This window comes from Gluconobacter japonicus (assembly GCF_015244665.1).
Classification (GTDB): Bacteria; Pseudomonadota; Alphaproteobacteria; order Acetobacterales; family Acetobacteraceae; genus Gluconobacter; species Gluconobacter japonicus.
Genome location: NZ_JABCQN010000002.1, coordinates 338,752 through 356,009, shown reverse-complemented (window position 1 = coordinate 356,009; position 17,258 = coordinate 338,752). Strand labels below are relative to the sequence as shown.

18 protein-coding genes are annotated in these 17,258 nt (G+C 57.7%); 4 read left to right on the top strand and 14 right to left on the bottom strand.

Annotated elements, in window-relative coordinates; translation table 11 throughout:
• Positions 1-54: 54 nt before the first annotated feature.
• From HKD32_RS05065 to HKD32_RS05030, 8 genes are all read right to left on the bottom strand, one after another.
• Positions 55-1,605: a tetratricopeptide repeat protein gene (locus tag HKD32_RS05065; protein WP_194257624.1), complete on the bottom strand. Its 1,551-nt coding sequence runs from the start codon at positions 1,603-1,605 to the stop codon at positions 55-57.
• 176 nt (positions 1,606-1,781) lie between these two features.
• A complete protein-coding gene (locus HKD32_RS05060; RefSeq protein WP_194257623.1) occupies positions 1,782-2,717 on the bottom strand; it encodes a hypothetical protein in 936 nt (311 codons plus the stop codon).
• Positions 2,718-2,798: 81 nt separating this feature from the next.
• Positions 2,799-3,155, bottom strand: a complete 357-nt coding sequence (locus HKD32_RS05055) for a thiol-disulfide oxidoreductase DCC family protein (RefSeq protein ID WP_026017557.1) — start codon at positions 3,153-3,155, stop codon at positions 2,799-2,801.
• Between the two features lies 1 nt (position 3,156).
• Positions 3,157-3,855, bottom strand: coding sequence for an SIMPL domain-containing protein (locus tag HKD32_RS05050; RefSeq protein ID WP_194257622.1), 699 nt, complete (start codon positions 3,853-3,855; stop codon positions 3,157-3,159).
• On the bottom strand, positions 3,852-4,208 hold the full coding sequence (locus HKD32_RS05045) for a hypothetical protein (RefSeq protein WP_194257621.1): 357 nt from the start codon (positions 4,206-4,208) through the stop codon (positions 3,852-3,854). The genes HKD32_RS05050 and HKD32_RS05045 overlap by 4 nt, the downstream gene beginning before the upstream one ends.
• 58 nt (positions 4,209-4,266) lie before the next feature.
• A complete protein-coding gene (locus HKD32_RS05040; RefSeq protein WP_194257620.1) occupies positions 4,267-5,679 on the bottom strand; it encodes an ATP-binding protein in 1,413 nt (470 codons plus the stop codon).
• Between the two features lie 3 nt (positions 5,680-5,682).
• The gene (locus HKD32_RS05035; RefSeq protein WP_010503464.1) at positions 5,683-6,363 is read right to left on the bottom strand and encodes a winged helix-turn-helix domain-containing protein; all 681 of its coding nucleotides are present in this window, start codon (positions 6,361-6,363) and stop codon (positions 5,683-5,685) included.
• Between the two features lie 90 nt (positions 6,364-6,453).
• Entirely contained in the window at positions 6,454-7,701 is a 1,248-nt protein-coding gene (locus HKD32_RS05030; RefSeq protein ID WP_062025613.1) for a S1C family serine protease, read from the bottom strand.
• Positions 7,702-7,923: 222 nt separating this feature from the next.
• Here HKD32_RS05030 and HKD32_RS05025 point away from each other — a divergent pair, with 222 nt between their 5' ends.
• Together HKD32_RS05025 and HKD32_RS05020 are read left to right on the top strand one after the other, a co-directional pair.
• Positions 7,924-8,331, top strand: a complete 408-nt coding sequence (locus HKD32_RS05025) for a DoxX family protein (RefSeq protein ID WP_061929724.1) — start codon at positions 7,924-7,926, stop codon at positions 8,329-8,331.
• Between the two features lie 63 nt (positions 8,332-8,394).
• Entirely contained in the window at positions 8,395-9,438 is a 1,044-nt protein-coding gene (locus HKD32_RS05020) for a nucleoside hydrolase (RefSeq protein WP_194257619.1), read from the top strand.
• On the opposite strand, the gene hrpB is transcribed toward HKD32_RS05020, so the two are convergent.
• From hrpB to HKD32_RS04990, 6 genes are all read right to left on the bottom strand, one after another.
• Positions 9,435-11,921, bottom strand: coding sequence for an ATP-dependent helicase HrpB (gene hrpB, locus HKD32_RS05015; protein WP_194257738.1), 2,487 nt, complete (start codon positions 11,919-11,921; stop codon positions 9,435-9,437). The two genes, HKD32_RS05020 and hrpB, sit on opposite strands and share 4 nt — an antisense overlap.
• 43 nt (positions 11,922-11,964) lie before the next feature.
• Positions 11,965-12,780, bottom strand: a complete 816-nt coding sequence (locus HKD32_RS05010) for an NADPH-dependent oxidoreductase (RefSeq protein WP_194257618.1) — start codon at positions 12,778-12,780, stop codon at positions 11,965-11,967.
• A gap of 9 nt (positions 12,781-12,789) precedes the next feature.
• Positions 12,790-13,329: an adenine phosphoribosyltransferase gene (locus HKD32_RS05005; RefSeq protein WP_023944037.1), complete on the bottom strand. Its 540-nt coding sequence runs from the start codon at positions 13,327-13,329 to the stop codon at positions 12,790-12,792.
• Positions 13,330-13,394: 65 nt separating this feature from the next.
• Complete coding sequence (locus tag HKD32_RS05000) at positions 13,395-13,745, bottom strand: response regulator (protein ID WP_194257617.1); 351 nt, start codon at positions 13,743-13,745, stop codon at positions 13,395-13,397.
• A gap of 15 nt (positions 13,746-13,760) precedes the next feature.
• Entirely contained in the window at positions 13,761-15,014 is a 1,254-nt protein-coding gene (locus HKD32_RS04995; RefSeq protein WP_010503454.1) for a multidrug effflux MFS transporter, read from the bottom strand.
• Between the two features lie 107 nt (positions 15,015-15,121).
• A complete protein-coding gene (locus HKD32_RS04990; protein ID WP_234781740.1) occupies positions 15,122-15,844 on the bottom strand; it encodes a TVP38/TMEM64 family protein in 723 nt (240 codons plus the stop codon).
• A gap of 92 nt (positions 15,845-15,936) precedes the next feature.
• On the opposite strand from HKD32_RS04990, the gene HKD32_RS04985 reads away from it, so the two are divergent.
• Both HKD32_RS04985 and HKD32_RS04980 read left to right on the top strand, forming a co-directional pair.
• Positions 15,937-16,755 carry a PadR family transcriptional regulator gene (locus HKD32_RS04985; RefSeq protein ID WP_156471974.1) on the top strand — a complete coding sequence of 273 codons (819 nt, stop codon included), beginning with the start codon at positions 15,937-15,939 and terminating at the stop codon, positions 16,753-16,755.
• A gap of 41 nt (positions 16,756-16,796) precedes the next feature.
• Positions 16,797-17,174, top strand: coding sequence for a hypothetical protein (locus HKD32_RS04980; protein ID WP_194257616.1), 378 nt, complete (start codon positions 16,797-16,799; stop codon positions 17,172-17,174).
• The last annotated feature ends 84 nt before the right edge of the window (positions 17,175-17,258 follow it).

The window sequence follows — 17,258 nt, the reverse complement described above, 5'->3', positions numbered from 1 at the left end:
CTGAATTACGGAAAAGCAGTCACCTTTGGGTGGCTGCTTTTTTGTATCTGACCTTCAGATGATTGACGGTTTTTCCTGACAGGAACGATAAACGCTCATCAGGCGCTCAAGAGTTCCGCGCACGTCTTCTACGACACTTCCCCATTCACCTGATTCTGGCTGGCGGAAAATTCGCATTGTTGGATACCAGCCAGTCTGGCTACTGCTTTCTCCCCATCGCCAGCACGCATCTGCACGGGATAGCATCCACACGGGCAACCCAAGTCCGCCCGCAAGATGGGCGATGGATGTGTCAACCGTAATCAACAGATCCACACCGTACAGCCGCGCTCCAGTATCCTGAAAATCCAGAATACCGTCCGTCCCCTCCACCAGAGGCAGTCCTGAAGCTTCAATCTGATGCCTTGGCAGCCCCATCTGGAAACTGACAAAGCGTATGCCCTGAACCGAGAAAAGAGGCGCCAGATTTTCCAGCCGGATGCTTCGGCGGCGATCCGTTTGTGTCGCTCGCAGATCGTGAGAACGGGGATCTCCTCCCCAGACAAGCCCGACAATGAAATCTGGCTGTTCTGGATTTCCCTGCGCCAAACTCCGCAGAAGATTTCCCTGTCGTACACTCTCGTCGGCCGGCACGGAAAGATAGGGCACCGGTCCAACACAATCAGACTCCAGCCTGAGCCGGGCCGGAAGACTCATCAGCGGGCAGTGATAGTCAAAACGCTCTTCAGGTGGGATCACAGAAAAAACCCGGTCCACACCCTCAACGCGTTCCATCAGACGAACAAGTGGAACTGGTACCTGCATCACAACACAGGCGCCTGCGGCTGCCAGCAGGGAAACAAGACGCACAAAATGCAGCGTGTCCCCATAACCCTGCTCATGATGCACAAGGATCGTCTTGCCCTGGAGGTCTTCCCCTTCCCAGACGGGGGCCTTGATGTCTGCCCTGACCGTGCGGGAAGACTGCCAGCGCCATTCGTATTCCTGCCATCCTTCCCGAAAGACGCCTGCTTTCAACAGCGCTGCCGCACGTCCAAAACGGATAACAGGATGAGACGGAGCCTGCAGAAGCGCGGTATCATAAAAGGCGATAGCTTCCGCAGACCGGTTGAGACATTGCAGGACATGGCCTGCATTATTAAGCGCATGGATATCGTCTGGCCGGAGGGTCAAGGCCAAACGTACCAGACAAAGCGCCTCCTCGAATCGTCCCATTCTGGAGAGGACCATACTCAGATCCGTGGCATAGTCAGGAACATCCGGGACCTGAGACACCGCATGCTCCAAAGCATCCAGCGCTTCCGGCAAATCTCCCGCATGAAGACGCACGATGCCAAGCCTGTGCCACACGCGCGATGCATTTGGCCTGGACTGAAGGGCTTTCTCATAAAACGCTGCGGCTTTTCCCCAATACTGGAACCGCTCATACAGTCCACCCAGAAGGAAAGCGCTTTCCGAACGATCGGGTAAAAGGCCTTCAGCCTCTTGCAAAGCCTCCAGAGCATCCCCTCTACGTCCGGCCTCATCCAGACTGACGGCAGCACGAAGAGAGGCCGTAAAATTATGAACATCAGGAGAAAACGGGTCGGGGGCAAAGAGGGTCATGCGGGCTCCTACCGCCCCATCTCTAGGAACTCTCCCTTAAAAACTTCCTAAAAACCTCAGATTAGCCTTCTGTTATGCGCGGCCTTGTTCTCAACCATGATGAGCCAGACCGAAGCTAAACCCTTCCCAAAAGTATGGAAACATTACCCAGATGTACGGCCATGGCTCCACTTCCATCAGGGATGCAAACTGGCTGTAACATCAGAGGCAATTTTCTGCGTCTCTTCCCGACCGTCTTCTGCCCGGTCATTCGTATAGAATTCGCGAACCACAGCATCATCCAGATCCGTCATGGCAAAATCGCCTGACTGTGGTTTCCTGTGCTTCACGAAGCTGCCGAGTATCGTCTCGGACGTGTCGTAATCCTTGAGCTGCGGATTGGTTAGCGCCACCATGGAGACATATTCGAACAAGGATGGCCAGGAAACACCTTCCATTTTGGAAAGGTCCACGGTGATGGCCATGTACTTGATATCTTCATGCCGGATCGCCCCAAGAAACGACGTCATCGGAATTTCGCCAATATATAGCGCCGTTGCTCTTCCTCCCCCAAAACGTGGAGGCAGGTTTCCATTCAGGAGATGCGTTCCTGTTTGTCCGTTGTATTCGATCCCCACATCAGAAAACCAGCGGACAGGATAATCCTGTCGAATAGCATGACGGACGTCTGCGGGCGGCAGACGGAAATTGTCTGCAAAAGCTGTCGAAACACGGAAATTATCTATGACGCCCGGTGCAACGTCGATCCCCTGCATCAGATAGGGGTCGCGCTCCAGAATATGATCGATAAGATCATCTTCATGAACCGTGGCCAGAATGAAAAGCTGCGGGATTGGACAGTGCGCTTTGACCGGAATCCCGTATCTCGCAAACCGGTCTTCCAGATGGGCCTCGAACTGCTTTTCCACATCCGCAGGAAAGCCGACAAATTGCGGGCAAACCATCTGGTTCCAGCGGGCAATCTGGCGATCGGTCCTTGGTTGGACGATCTCCTCAACCGCATGACTGGTCTGGTCTGAGGAATATCCTTTAACGACCAGATGCTCCTGCGCATAAGCGCCAGAGCTTGCGAGCCATAAAAAAACGACAACAGCAGAAAGCCAGACCCGCATGACACATCCCCTACCGGTTAATCATGTCAAAATATGTCTGAAAGTTTCTACCAGCAAACCGTTTCTGAGAGAAAATGGAATTTAATGCCCGATTTTTCGCATAATCTTTTGAAGGACGGGCCGCACCCTCAGGAAATGGCCATACAGATACTCAAGTCCCCGAAGCATAAGCGGAAACCGCGCGATTTCGCCCAGTAGTCTCAGGGGTGGAATGGCGCGCCACATGGCGGCAAAAGCCGCGGCACCGTCATATATCTGCTCCCCTTCTCTCGCATGGAATCGCTCCAGAAGCTCATGCCGGCTTAAAGGACAGTCTGCTGTCTCGCTGGTCGCATCAATGAACTGGATATTTCCACGCCAATCCAACCGACGCATCAAAGCAATTTCTTTCTGGCACAAGGGACAGTTGCCATCGTGCCAGACAGTGACCTGTGGCACGTCAGGGAGCCAGTTCAGCCTGAACACTCACGGTTACGCGCAAGGTCTGCTCCTGGGGTGTGCCCTGCGGAGGCGTAAAAGAATCCCCTGACGCACGCGCAGCCATCAGCATGACCGGACGAGGTCCAGGTTCCATGGAAGAAACGCGCACCTGCTTCAGGCGAACAACATGCAGCCCGAGCGTTCTGGCGCTCTCCTCCGCTTCCTTACGGACTTTTTGAAGAGCCTGTGTGCGGGCCTGCGCAAGGAGTGTCTCACGGGTTTCGGAATCCAGAGACCACTCCAGACCATCCATCATCAAGCCATGGCTCTGCAGCTTGCCCGACAGATCCAGAATCGCCACGGCTTCCTTGCCGCTCAGACTCAGGTCCTGACGCGCCGTCCAGCGCGTCGGACCACGCTCGGGTATCTGGTCAGACAGGGAATAGCTGCCCGCCTGAGCCTCAATCCCCGCTTGACCGGACGCCATCTTCATCGCATCGGCCATATGCGCATTCAGGGTCTTCTGAGCTTCAATCGCAGACGTGCTGTCAGCCCGCCCAAAGAGGCGCACCGTCAGAAGCGTAGGAGCCGCATGGGCTTCTCCCGTCACCGTGAAATCAAGCTGGGTTCCGTTGGGGCTGTCCTCGGCACGGGCCTGACAGAAGGCGGCCAGAGATAAAACGGCCAAGGGCGTGACCAGACGGAATAAGCGCTTCATGAATGCTCCTGACTATGTTCCAGCAGAACCAACGCACGACGCAGCCTTGCGATCCCAGCGCGAAGATGGCGATGCTTGCAGAGCGTATCTCCTTCCGCCCGCAGCCGCTTTGCATCATCCATTGCACCAACCGGAATCCCATGCGGCATGGCCAAGAGCTGATCCACATTCCGGGTAAGTTGCGTACAGTATTCGGCACTGTCCGATGTCACGGAAATTGCGCCATCCTCTTTCCCGACGGTAGGGCGGGAAACCAGCGAATGAGACGGCCCATGCCCGGCGGGAGCAGCCGCAAGGCTTCCCATCAGGCCAAGACCCAGAAGACAGACAGTGGTGGGGGACAAAAGGCGCATCTCGCCTTCTTTAAGCTTTTTCACCTAAGCCAAGTGTGAGGGAGGAATGAAACTTCCGTCATGCTGGCAATGTGCTTTTTTTCTGAGCAACAGGTAGGTGCAGCATCACCCGTAACCCCGGATGACCATTCGCCAGCTCCATAGTGCCGCCGTGCAGGTGCACAACAGCCTGAACCAAAGACAGGCCCAAGCCTGCCCCCGGCGTATTACGAGCAGCCTCAGCCCGAAAAAAGCGTTCCGAGGCCCGCATCATATCCTGCTCCTCCATTCCTGGTCCCTGATCGGCCACCGAAATCGCAACGCTGCCATTCTGCATGGCGGCGGACAGGGTGATGGTTGAGTTGGCCGGAGCAAACTTGATCGCATTATCCAGCAAGTTGGCGACCGCCTGCTGTAAAAGATGCGGATCGCCGTTTACGGGACCAATCTGGCCCAGCTTCAGGTCCAGCGTCAGACCAGCCTCCTCCATGGAGGCCTCATAAAGCTCGGTCAGGCCTTCGAGGAGAGGGCCGATGTCCAACACCGTGAAGGCGGCGCGCCGTGCGCCCGCCTCAAGCTGGGCAATGCGGAGCAGTGCCTCGAAAATGGAGGTTACGCGATCCAGATCCAGCACAGCGCGGTCAATCGCTGCACGGAGTTCGTCTTCGGACGTCGCGGTCAGGCTCGCATCTTCCAGCCGGGCACGGGCACGGGCGATGGGGGTGCGCAGATCATGCGCAATGGCATTCGACACCTGTCGCACACCGTCCATAAGACGATTGATACGCTCCAGCATGGTGTTGACCGTCTGCGCCACAAGATCGGTTTCATTCCCCGTCAAGGGAATGCGACGGCTCAGATCACCCTGCGCCACGGCGGAGGTTGTGCGGGCAATCGAATGGACCACCTGTCGGAAAATCCGACGGATGGCCAATGTTCCGCCTGCCGCCAGCAGAGACACCATGACCCACGCCCAGATGAGCGTATCGGTCAGAACATGCCGGACAACCTGACGTCCCCGGACGTCCCGGCCAACAATCAGGCGGAACCCTTCTGAAAGCGGGTAAGCATGCATTTTGGCCTGTGTGCGAAAGCCATCCCGCCGGATGGAGAGTTCATAAAACTCGTCCATCTGTGTGATGACGACCGGCCATCCGGGGAGGTTACCGGCATATTTCCGACCGTCCGGACCGACCAGAAGATAGAGTTCGTCATCCTCGACGTTCTGATCCAGCCGATCCTGAATGGCGAGGGCCAGAGCAGCAGGGCCACCATGAACCCAGCGTTGGGCCAGATCATGCGCGTCAACCTGAACGGCGGCCTCGACCTGCCGATCAAGCTGGCCAGTCGTGTTCCACCAGATGAAAGACAGGAACACACCGGCCGAGATGATAAACACCAGCCCGTAAGCGAGCGCAAAGTTCAGCCCAGCAGACCGGATCGGCCAGCGTAAACGCTTTCCCAGCCGCTTGAGCCCACGCCAAATGTTCACGGATCAGTCCGCGCGCAGGATGTAGCCGGCGTTCCGGATCGTATGGATGAGGGGAGTCGCAAACGGCTTGTCCACCTTCTGGCGAAGGCGGGACACATGCACGTCGATCACATTCGTCTGTGGGTCGAAGTGATAATCCCACACGCGCTCCAGCAGCATGGTACGGGTCACGACCTGTCCCGCATGGCGGATCAGGAATTCCAGCAGACGAAATTCGCGGGGTTGAAGATCAATCTTTTCATTGCCACGCTTCACCGTCCGGGACAGCAGATCCATTTCCAGATCACCGACCGTCAGACGCGTCTGGGGAGCAGATTCCGGGCGGCCACGGCGACCAAGAGCTTCCACGCGAGCCAGCAGTTCGGAGAACGCAAACGGCTTCGTCATGTAATCGTCGCCGCCAGCCTTCAGACCGGCAACACGTTCATCGACATCCGCGAGAGCCGAGAGGAGCAGGACGGGTGTGGCGTTCTGCTGGCCGCGCAGCGTTTCCAGAATACGCAGACCATCAATGCCGCCCGGCAACATGCGATCCAGGATGACAACGTCGTAATTTTCGCTAACCGCCAGAAACAGACCGTCCTTACCGTTATCCGCTTCATCAACGACATGCCCGGCCTCGCGCAACCCCTTGAGAACAAAGGCGCGGACTGTGGAATCGTCCTCGACAAGCAGGATACGCATGGATGTTACTCTCTTTTTTCCAGACAACTGAACGCAGCGTCAGGCCTACAGAATACCGGCTTGTTTGCGTGGGTCAAAGTGAAGCGTTGTTCAGTTATCTGCATTCTTCGGGCGCGGGCCGATATGAACAGGAAGTGTCAGGTCCTTATCTCCACGACGGACCCCAAAATTCAGCACCATGCCCGGCTTGGCCGCAGCAATACTGCGCAGCAGCATTCGGGCGCTGATCACTGGCGTTCCATCCACCTGACGGACGATATCGCCACGGCGAAGGCCACTTTTCTGGGCCGGACCACCGTTATCGACCCCCGCGATACCTACGTCCGTGTCACTGTCATCCAGCGTGATCCCGAGCCAACCATGTTCGGCGTGACCGGTGGCTTCGATTTCCGCAACAATGGGCGCCACGATTTCGGACGGGATGCCAAAACCAATCCCCACCGAGCCACCCGCAGGCGTCACGATCGCCGCATTCACGGCCACAACCTGTCCACGCATATTGAAAGCTGGACCACCGGAATTACCCGGATTGATCGGCGCATCGAGCTGGATGAAATCATCCAGGGAACCAATCCCGAGATCACGCCCAACGGCTGAAACGATACCCGCCGTGACGGAAGATCCGAAACCGAACGGATTACCCGCTACGAGAATCCAGTCTCCGATATCCGTCTGTCGGCTGTCACCCCACGTGACGTGCGGAAGAGGCTCAGGGCTATCGACCTTGATGACGGCAATATCCGTCAGCGGGTCAGCCCCCAGAAGCCGGGCTGGCATTTCGTGGCCATTGGAGAGGGACACGACCACCTTGTCAGCGCCACCAACAACGTGGCGGTTCGTGACGATGATGCCTGTCGCATCTACAATAAAGCCAGACCCCGCGCCAACCATTTCATCCTGCTGGCGCTTCATACGATCATGATAACGCTTTTCCAGCGGTGTTCCCTTGATTTGCGGGGGAACGTGGTCGTGGCCGTCGGGACTGTTCTGGGTAATGGCGATATTGACGACAGCCGGAATGACCTGTCGGACGAGCGGCGCAAAACTCAGGGGGCCGTATTTGACCAGAAGTGGTGGAAGAGCGGGCGCTGCTGCGGGGACCGGGGGCTGCGTCGGGATACCGTGTGCATCCGTGCTTTCACCGGCTAAAGGACCGCCAGAAACAACGGATGGCAGCGATTTGGCCACGGACGGCTGAACCGTTGCAGAAGAGACCTGTGGTGAGGTTGAAGAAGTCCGTGAACTGCTGTCATGCGCGCGCCATGCAAGCATGAGCCCTACTGTCACGACAGTCGCTGTCCCTGCCCCGATTACTGCGGCCTGAAGAGAGCGATTCATAGGAAACAGGTCACGAACATCGTCATATTTCAGCTGCTAACACAAAATAGCCGAAGCTCCTAAAAGAAGCGCTACACGGGCGTTTTTGAGCGTCCAGGCATTGTGCTCATATGCTATATAATGACGTTTTTGGAAATCAAACAATTCTATGATTTCTATTTTTCGATTTTTTAAACTCACCTATCTTTCAGGCAGTTCTTCTCCTCCCTGAAAGATCATCCAATGTTCGCTTCCCTTCTTCCCCGTGATGCCCTCCTTCTTGCTGGCCGTCTTCTGATGGCCATCCTGTTCCTTGTCATGGGATGGGGAAAGCTGACCGACTTTCAAGCCGCAGTCGGCTATATGGTGCAGACAGGTGCGCCCGTGCCGACCCTTTCTGCCGCTCTGGCCATCATCGTTGAACTGGGTGCCGGACTGGCGTTGGTGAGCGGTTTTCTGATTGAGCCCGTAGCCATCATTCTCGCCCTGTATACGATTATTACAGGGCTGATCGGCCATCATTTCTGGACCATGTCCGGAATGCTCCGCTACGACATGATGATCCATTTCTACAAGAACATCAGCATTGCCGGTGGTCTTCTGATCCTTGCCTCTGCCGGAGCTGGACGCTTCGCCCTTCGACTGCGCTGAACGCTTGCGGCAGACAGGTCATTCCCGGATAGTAACGGTCACTTCAATCCGCAAGGATCCGCCATGAGCCTGTCCCGCCGCTCTCTGCTCGCCCACTCCGCGGGATTGGCATCCCTTGCGGCCTTACCGATACAGGTTCAGGCACAGGCGCCCGGCCGCAAGATCATTCTGGATACCGATCCGGGGGTCGACGATGCCATGGCGCTTCTACTACTCCATGGCACGCCTGGTATTTCAATCGTCGGGATCACCACAGCAGCCGGCAATGGCCTGATCGAAACCACGACACGCAATGCGCTGTATCTGGCAGACAGGTTCGGCATAACCGCTCCTGTCGCAAAAGGTCAGGGGGCGTCTCTGGATGGCGTAACATCCTCACCGCCTGTCACCATTCATGGACGGAACGCACTGGGTGACATCCCTCTTCCCGCAATCCGGGGAAAACTTGATCCCCGTCCCGCTCATGACCTGATTATCGACCTTGTGCGAGCCAACCCGCACGAGATCACGCTGGTTGCAACGGGACATATGACCAATCTGGCCCTCGCCCTGCGAAAAGCGCCGGAGATTGCCGGGCTGGTTCGAGACGTGGTGCTCATGGGCGGGGCGTTCGGGTATCATGGAGCGCGAGGGAACGTCACACCCGCTGCGGAAGCCAATTTTCATGGTGATCCCCGTGCGGCAGACGAAATCTGTGCGGCAGGTTGGCCCCTGACGATTGTGGGGCTGGATGTCACGACGCAGACCATCATGACGAATGCGTATTTCGCCGATATGCGCCAACACGGCGGTAAAGCCGGGCAGTTCCTGTGGGACATCACCCGCGTTTACATGACTTTCCATCATAGGCTCGGCCTGAACGGTATTTACGTCAATGACGCCTCCGCCGCTGCCTACGTCATCGCCCCCGAACTCTTCAAAACCCAGAAAGGGGCGGTCCGGGTTGCCACGGAAAGCGTCGCTTTGGGAGAATCCATTCTGAAAGCTGATGGACGCGTCTATCCGCTAGGCGACTGGGATCATCGCCCTTCCGTTCAGGTCTGTACGGACGTGAATGCGGAAGGTGTTCGGACCCTTTTCCGCAACGCTATCCTGCGATTGGATTAACGCTTTGGCCTAGGCTTCGGTGGCTCAGCCGTGGCCGGATCTTCCGGCCAGTCATGCCGAGGGTAACGGCCTCGCATGTCCTTACGCATATCCAACCAGCTTCCTTTCCAGAAGCCTGCCAGATCGGCTGTAATCGCCTGCGGACGACCCGCAGGTGAGAGAAGCGCACATTGAAGCGCGACCTGACCGTCAGCCAGCACAGGCGTAGAGGCTGTTCCATAGAAAGCCTGCGCACGAGCAGAAACTGTTGGAATCGCACCCGTATAATCAATCTCGTGCGTGCTGGCTTTCAGCGTCAAACGTGGCGGTAATTTGCGATCCAACGCCGACAGATCAGCGTAATCCAGTTGCGCACGCAGGATGGACAGAAGATCCAGCGCCTTGACCTGCGTTAAACGGTCACACCCCGCCAGATAGGGTTCGAGCCATTCCAGATTTTGCGCCAGAGCTTCCAAAGACAGGTCCGGCAGATGAGGCGCATAGGCTGTCCGGGCATGAGCGACACGCGCCTGAAACTGTCGGGTCGCGTCGGACCAGTCGAGAACTCGTGGCAGATCGAACTGGATCTGCTGGAGAAGGAGCGCCTGCGCTTCCTCAGGAGTTACTTCCGTATTGCGGTCTCGCAGGATCAGCGCGCCAAGACGAAGGCGACGCCGGGCAATGATGCGTCCGGAAGTCCCATCCAGACTGGTCTCCACCTGTTCGGTGGTCCGGTCCAGCAGCATTTGGGGCAGGTTTTCCGCATCCAGAGGCGCGGCAAGAGTGATTTCCGTGGACGTCCGGGTATGAAAGGCCGCAGCAGCCAGCAGCTTTTCCCGTGCCAGACCATCATTAGCCGAGACGCGCGCACTTCCTCCGCCTGCAAGACGAAAGCGCCCCAATTCGCCAGCCGCCTGCGCCACACGGTCTGGAAAACCGGCCGCCAGAAGTGGTCCGGCATGTGCAGGCATTGGGCTAAGAGGAAGATCCTTGCCACCCATCCGGCGCAGGAAGCGCTTGGCAGATTGGCGCATGTGAAACAGGCTGGCCCGGTCGGCACGAGGGTCATCGCGTTCGAAAAGAGCCAGACGCGTGCGGATGTCCGCTCCAGCCGATGCACCTACAGGTGTGTTCGGCCTTGGACGAAGGGGATCACGCTCTTCCAGAAGTGCTGCAAGGCACGCGCCTGTGACACGTTCAGGAATGGTCTTTGCCGCACAGAGCATCGCGGCCAAACGCGGATGAGTTCCCAATCCCGCCATCCGTTTCCCGAGCGGTGTGATGTGCCCCGCTGCGTCGATGGCGCCAAGGTCACGGAGCAATTCGCGGCCTCCTTTCAGAACCCCGGCAGGCGGCGCATCCAGCAGAGGCAGATCATCGGGAGACGTGCCCATGACGTCCTGCCAGGCCGCAGTTACAAGGGCAAAATCCGTCAGGTCTGCGACAAGAATTTCAGGCGCATCCTGTGGACGAAGCGCACGCTGCGTGGCTTCAGACCAGAGACGAATTGCGACACCGGGAGACTGTCGCCCAGCGCGCCCGGCCCGCTGGGTTGCTGTCGCACGGGAGATCTTCAGCGTTTCCAGCCGAGACAGACCCGTATTCGGGTCCAGACGGGGCGCCCGTCGAAGGCCACCATCCACGACAATCCTGACGCCCGAAACCGTCACGGATGTTTCCGCAATGGACGTCGCCAGCACGACGCGACGGACGCCCGATGGTGCAATCGCACGGTCCTGATCGTCCGTTGTCTGTTCACCATGAAGCGGGAAAACAGGCACGGACTCCCCAAGGAGTGTCTGCGTGCGGCGAATTTCACCAACACCCGGCAGGAAGGCGAGAATATCGCCCTCTTCTTCCGACCAGGCCTGTCGGATGGCCCGGGCACAGGCCTCCGGCAGATCTCGGGGATGCGGGATATCACGGGTATGCCGGACATCAATCGGGTATTGCCGCCCTTCACTCTCAATGAGAGGCGCATTCATCAGTGTTGTAAAAGCGCGACCGTCCGGCGTTGCGGACATCGCCAGAATACGCAGATCAGGCCGCAGTTCGCGCTGAAGATCCAGACAGAAGGCTAGTGCGGCATCCAGATCCAGCGACCGTTCATGAACTTCATCGAACAGGACAGCCCCGACACCATCCAATGTCGGGTCGGCCAGAAGACGGCGAACAAGCAGGCCTTCCGTCACGACTTCGATGCGCGTTTTGCTGGACACGGCAGAATCCGTGCGGGTTCGAAAGCCAACGGTCTCGCCGGGACGCTCCCCGAGTGTGCTGGCCATCCGGGACGCGGCACCACGCACGGCAACACGGCGCGGTTCGACAAGAATGATTTTCTGCCCAGAAAGCCATGGCGCATCAAGCAGCGCCAGTGGCGTCAGCGTCGTCTTACCGGCGCCCGGGGGAGCCACCAGAACAGCATTCGGCTGCTGTTCAAGTACGCTCAGAAGCTCTGGAAGAATGGCCGTGACCGGGAGGTCCGGAGAAAGAAACGCGCTCAGGACGGAACTCCCGTGGAAAACAGATGGATAGCCAGAGAACCGGTTATTTCAACGCAAAGCCCATCCGGTTCAGAACTGCCTTCATGACGTGCCGTCCACTCAAACCGCGATAGCTGTCCACACGGGCCGCAACAGTCTCGGACCATGCACGGGACGGCAGCCCCTGTTCCTGCTGGTAGGCATCGGCAACGCGATCGTACGCGGCAATACCTGCCGGTTCCTGCGTCGCATCATACCGTTCCCGGTGAACAACCACATCCTGACCGAGACGGGGCTTGTATCCGTTCTGATAGGCGGGATCGGGGCGCCCCACACACATGCCGACAACCGCAACGGTTTTGGGAGGAAGGTTGAGCAGTTTGGCGACGTCTTCCGGATGATTCCGCAAACCGCCGATATAAACAGTGCCCAGCCCCATGGACTCAAAGGCCGTCACGGCATTCTGGGCAGCGATGCCGACATCCAGCGTGCTCATGAGGAAGATTTCCTCATAATCCAGCGCTTCACTACCCTTGCCTGCCCGTTCCGCAATCCGTTCCAGACGGGCCAGATCGACGATCCAGGCCAGAAACAGCGGCGCGACTTCGATGTGCTTCTGGTTACCGCAGAGTTCGGCCAGTTTCGCGCGCGTCTCGGGATTTTCAACCGCGACGACAGACCAGACCTGAAGGTTGCTGGAGGTAGCCGCCGAAGAGGCCGCCGCGATTCCGGCTTCCAGCGTGCCGGGAGGCAACGCATCCGGGAGATAGGCCCGAACCGAATGGTGTTTCAGAAGGGTTTCGAGAACCGGATTGTCCGGCAGGTCTTTTGGGGCGTCAGTGCGATAGCGGGTCTGCCACAGGGAAGAAATGCCGGACATGGGTGTTCCTCAGTCTTCGTAAGTGATGAGTGCGTTCAGCGGAACGTCCAGTTTGTCACGTCCCTTGAGACCTGCAAGTTCGATCAGCACGCTGGCGCCAACAACTTCTGCACCAGCCTTGCGCAGCAGATCGATCGAGGCTGCAAGAGTGCCGCCCGTAGCCAGAAGATCATCGAGAACGACAATGCGCTGGCCCGGCTTGATGGCGTCTGCCTGAATGTGCAGTTCGTCTTCGCCGTATTCGAGACCGTATTTCAGGGAAATCGTCTTGCCCGGCAGCTTGCCCGGCTTGCGCAGCATGGTGAAACCACAACCAAGACGCTGTGCCAGCGGAGCAGCCGTCAGGAAGCCGCGGCTTTCGATTCCGGCCAGAAGATCCGGCTGCCATGCAGAAATGATACGGGCCAGACGGCCTGTAGCAACCTGCCAGGCTTCGGCGGAACGGATCAGCGTGGAGATGTCGTAGAACAGGATCCCCGGCTTCGGGAAATCCGGAACCTCACTGATATAGTCCTTGAGGTTGAGCGGCTGGGGTTCCTTGAACGACATGGCGGCACTGCTTTCTTCTGAGCATGACAAACAGCGCGCCATGTAGGGGACTCTTCCCCTACAACTCAAGCCCGGATTGCATTCCGGGCCTGATCGATGGCTTCCAGAAGGGCGTTTCTGCGAAACGGCTTTGGCAGAACAGCTACGCTTTCGCCCATCAACTGGCCTTCCTCAAAGTCTCCCGACATGAGAACGACAGCCAGCAAGGCATTCTGTTCCCGCAGTTTCCGGGCGAGCAGCAGACCATTCAGAATGCCGGGCAGATTATAGTCCGTCACCAAAAGGTCGGCCGTTCCGCCCCACGCCAAGGCAGCTTCCGCGTCCTCAACCTGATGAACGTCCCAGCCTTCACGCTGCAGAACCGTTTTCACCACCAGGGCAACGGCAACATCATCTTCAACCAGTAGAACCTGCATCGCTTTCAACTCCGCTCAAGACGCCGAAGGGGGAAGCTTTGGCCTCAGCAGGGCAAAGAACGTTGCCGCACAGAAGGCAAAAACCAGAAAGCCTGCAAACGGAACAGCCGTCCCCGCAGGCATCAGCCCAAACAGCGCACTGGCAACTGCTCCGAACAGGTACTGCATTGTTCCTGCCAGTGCAGAGGCCGAACCTGCACGTTCGGACTGTTCGGACAGAATGCCAACCATGGAATTGGGTCCAATGATGCCTGTTGGCGCCATTGTGATGATCAGGGCAATGATGAGCGGCCATAGAAAGAACGATCGAAGCTGACCACCAGATGTCAGATCCACCGCGGAAATCACGGCCAACGCCAGAAACAGGACACTTCCTGTCAAGCTGATCCCCAAGGCGCTGAACAGCATGTGAGAAGTACTGACCTTCCCCACGACCAGACCGTTGATAGCAGAGGCACCGATCATGCAGACGGCAAACAGCCCGAACAGCATGCCGTAATGAAACGGTGACATACCAAATCGCTCTTCAAACAGAGCGGGCGCCCCAGTCAGATACGTGAAGGTCACGAAACCCAGAAAGCTCCAGACAAGCCCGTTCGTAATGAAACTGCGAGTCCGCAGAATGTAGATATACCGCTCGATGATAGAGAGCGGCATCATGTCGCGCCGGTCCTGCTTGGCGAGCGTCTCCGGGAAGACGGTCAGCAGCATGACGGTACAGACGGCACCATAAAGCGCAGTCGCCCAGAAAATGGATCGCCAGTCCACGAACTTCAGCGCGAATCCCCCCAGCATCGGGGCCAGAATCGGTACAACACCCTGCACCACGATCAGGCGGGACATCAGCTTTGATGCCGTATCGCCTTCCGTCAGATCCCGAAGGCACGCATTGGGTACCACCAGCCCGGCAGACGCCATCAGCGCCGAGAAGACGCGCCAGATGCACATCACCGTCATGTTCGGAGCCAGCGCACAGCCAACCTCGCCGATCGTATATCCGATCATGCCAATCAGAAGCGGCATCCGACGACCAAAGCGGTCCGAAATCGGGCCAATGCTGATCTGACCGATGGCCAGACCGATGACCCAGGCCGCCATCGTGATACTGCCCGACCCTGGCGCGGCGTGAAGCTGGCGTTCCATCTCGGGAAGGGCAGGCAGGTAAATATCCGTCGAGACCGGGCCGACCGCCGTAAAGATGCCCAGCATAAGCGGCAGCCATCCTGGGATGGTGTCTCCACGCCGGAACGCCATGCTCTGTTCTGTCATTCGTTTCTGCCTGTGAAAAAGCAATGGTCAGAAGAAAGGAGAGAGTGTCCGTTCCTCGCGAACGGAATGAACTGTTGATCGTTCAGAATTCTTTGGGTTCTGAACGTTTATTCATCTGCCTGACGCAGGAGCATGGCTCCCAGAACGCCAGAAACCACAAACAGTCCGCCCGCAAGGCCAAGCTGGACCACATGACCAATCCGGGTTCCCGCCCCGATTAGAACGAACACGAGGTTCTGGGGCAGCCCCCCGAGAAGGGTCGCAAATGCGAAGGCCGTGACTGGAAGTTCAAAAAGTCCCGCCGCCATAGACACCAACAATGCAGAGCCAACAGGCATGAGCCGCAACGTCAGGACTGCGCGGAACGGTTTGTGATGAAGAATTCTGGCCAGCGCTGCATAATTCTTTTGCAGTCGGTCATGCAACCTCTGCCGGAATTTTATGGGAGCCAAAGCCCGCGCCCAGCCATAAGCCGCGATAGCCCCCAGCATATAGGCCAGAGAGCAAAGCCCCAGACCGCCCCAAACGCCGAACGCCAGACCTGCCGCAATGCAAAGAGCCTGCCTCGGCAGACCAAAAGCGGAATAGGGTACGGCCAGCAGCAGGAACCAGAACGACGCATACGGCGTCTCGTGCCAGTGGGGCGCGTTCTCCAGAAGGTGATGGATAACTGGCAGACGCTGCAACAGGGCCACGAATACCAGCATGGCGCCGATTGTCAGGGCAGCGCGCCAGGGCACGAGATCACGGAACGTCCGGCGCAGTTCTGGATCGGGAGGGGAAGAAATCGGGCTACCCATTTCAGCCGGATACCAGCGGAAACAGCTCACGGCTATGGCGATGCCGGATTTTGAAAACGAATCTCTTGTAGATATATCTTAAGATACTATATCGTACGACATATCGAATGAAGGAAAACAGAATGTTTAGATATGATACCCATCGCGCAGAGCGCGGTTTCTCCAGGTTCTCCCGGGGCTTTGGCTTCGGTGGACACAAGCATCGCAGGGACGGAAAAGTCCGTGGCGAAACAACAGGACATGACGAAGAAAAAATGCGCGATCACCCGGAGTCCGGTGAAGAACGCTTCCGCTGGGGACACGAAGGCCGACGCTTCGGCGGCCGGGGTGGTGAAAGTCGGGGCGGCCGTGGCTTTTTCGGCGGCCGCGGCCCCCGTGGCGGTGCGGGCCGTTTTGGCGGCGGCTTTGGTGACGACGCTTTCGGTCGCGGTCGCAAGCTAACTGCGGAAGAACTCCAGATTGTCATTGAAGCCCTGCTGCATGACCAGCCTGCCCATGGTTACGAGCTGATCCGGCGCCTCGAAGAGCACTCAGGCGGCTTTTACAAGCCAAGCCCTGGCGTCATTTACCCCTCCCTCACCTATCTTGAGGAAGCTGGCCTGACAGCCGTTACGCAGGAGGGCAATCGCAAGCTCTACAGTCTGACGGATGAAGGCCGCGCGCATTACGAAGCCAATCGGGAACAGGCGACTCGCATTCTCGAAATTCTGGCGCGGATCGGTGCGCGAATGTCAGAAGTGCGCGACGCATTCAGTGGTGTGAATGACCTCGATCCGAGTCTGGGTCAGGATTTCCATGAAGCGCGTCTGGCTCTGAAAATGGCTCTGAAGTCCCGCCGTGGGGCGAATGCGGACGAACTGCGCCGCGTCGTGGGGATCCTGCGTCGGGCTGCAGACGAAATCAGCGGCAAAGCCAACGAAGAAAAGCCTTCAGAAGACTGAAGCCCTTCGTCTGCCCGGTGACATGTCTTAAAGGAGTGGTCATGATTGTTCAGGACCACCCCTACTTCTGCAACATGCCGGACGACATGCAGTACTACCGGCCGGATGTCTTTCCACCTGGCTTTATTGAAAAATCCATGGTGTTCGCGTTGCCGGACCGGCTGAAGAAATTCCGGCGCAATCTCTGGCACGTCCGCCGCAACCCCGGAGAGGATGCGGTCTACATGCCGCTTTTCCGGGTGGACTGCATTCTCAAAACAGATCCGCCGCCTTTGGGCTTGCAGGGTCCGTTGGATGTGTATCCGTTCTACACACGCACCACGAAAACCCGCAGCCGTGAACTGGATTATTATGTCCTGTTCATTTTCCGCGAAAAACTCTCATTTATGCGGTGTCAGGAACTGGTCGAAAAAGGTTGAACTTTTCCACTCTTGAAGGATGTGGGCGGGCGGCTCATTGATGACGCGCGCCCACCGGCGCTTCATTCTTTTGGAAACGGATCC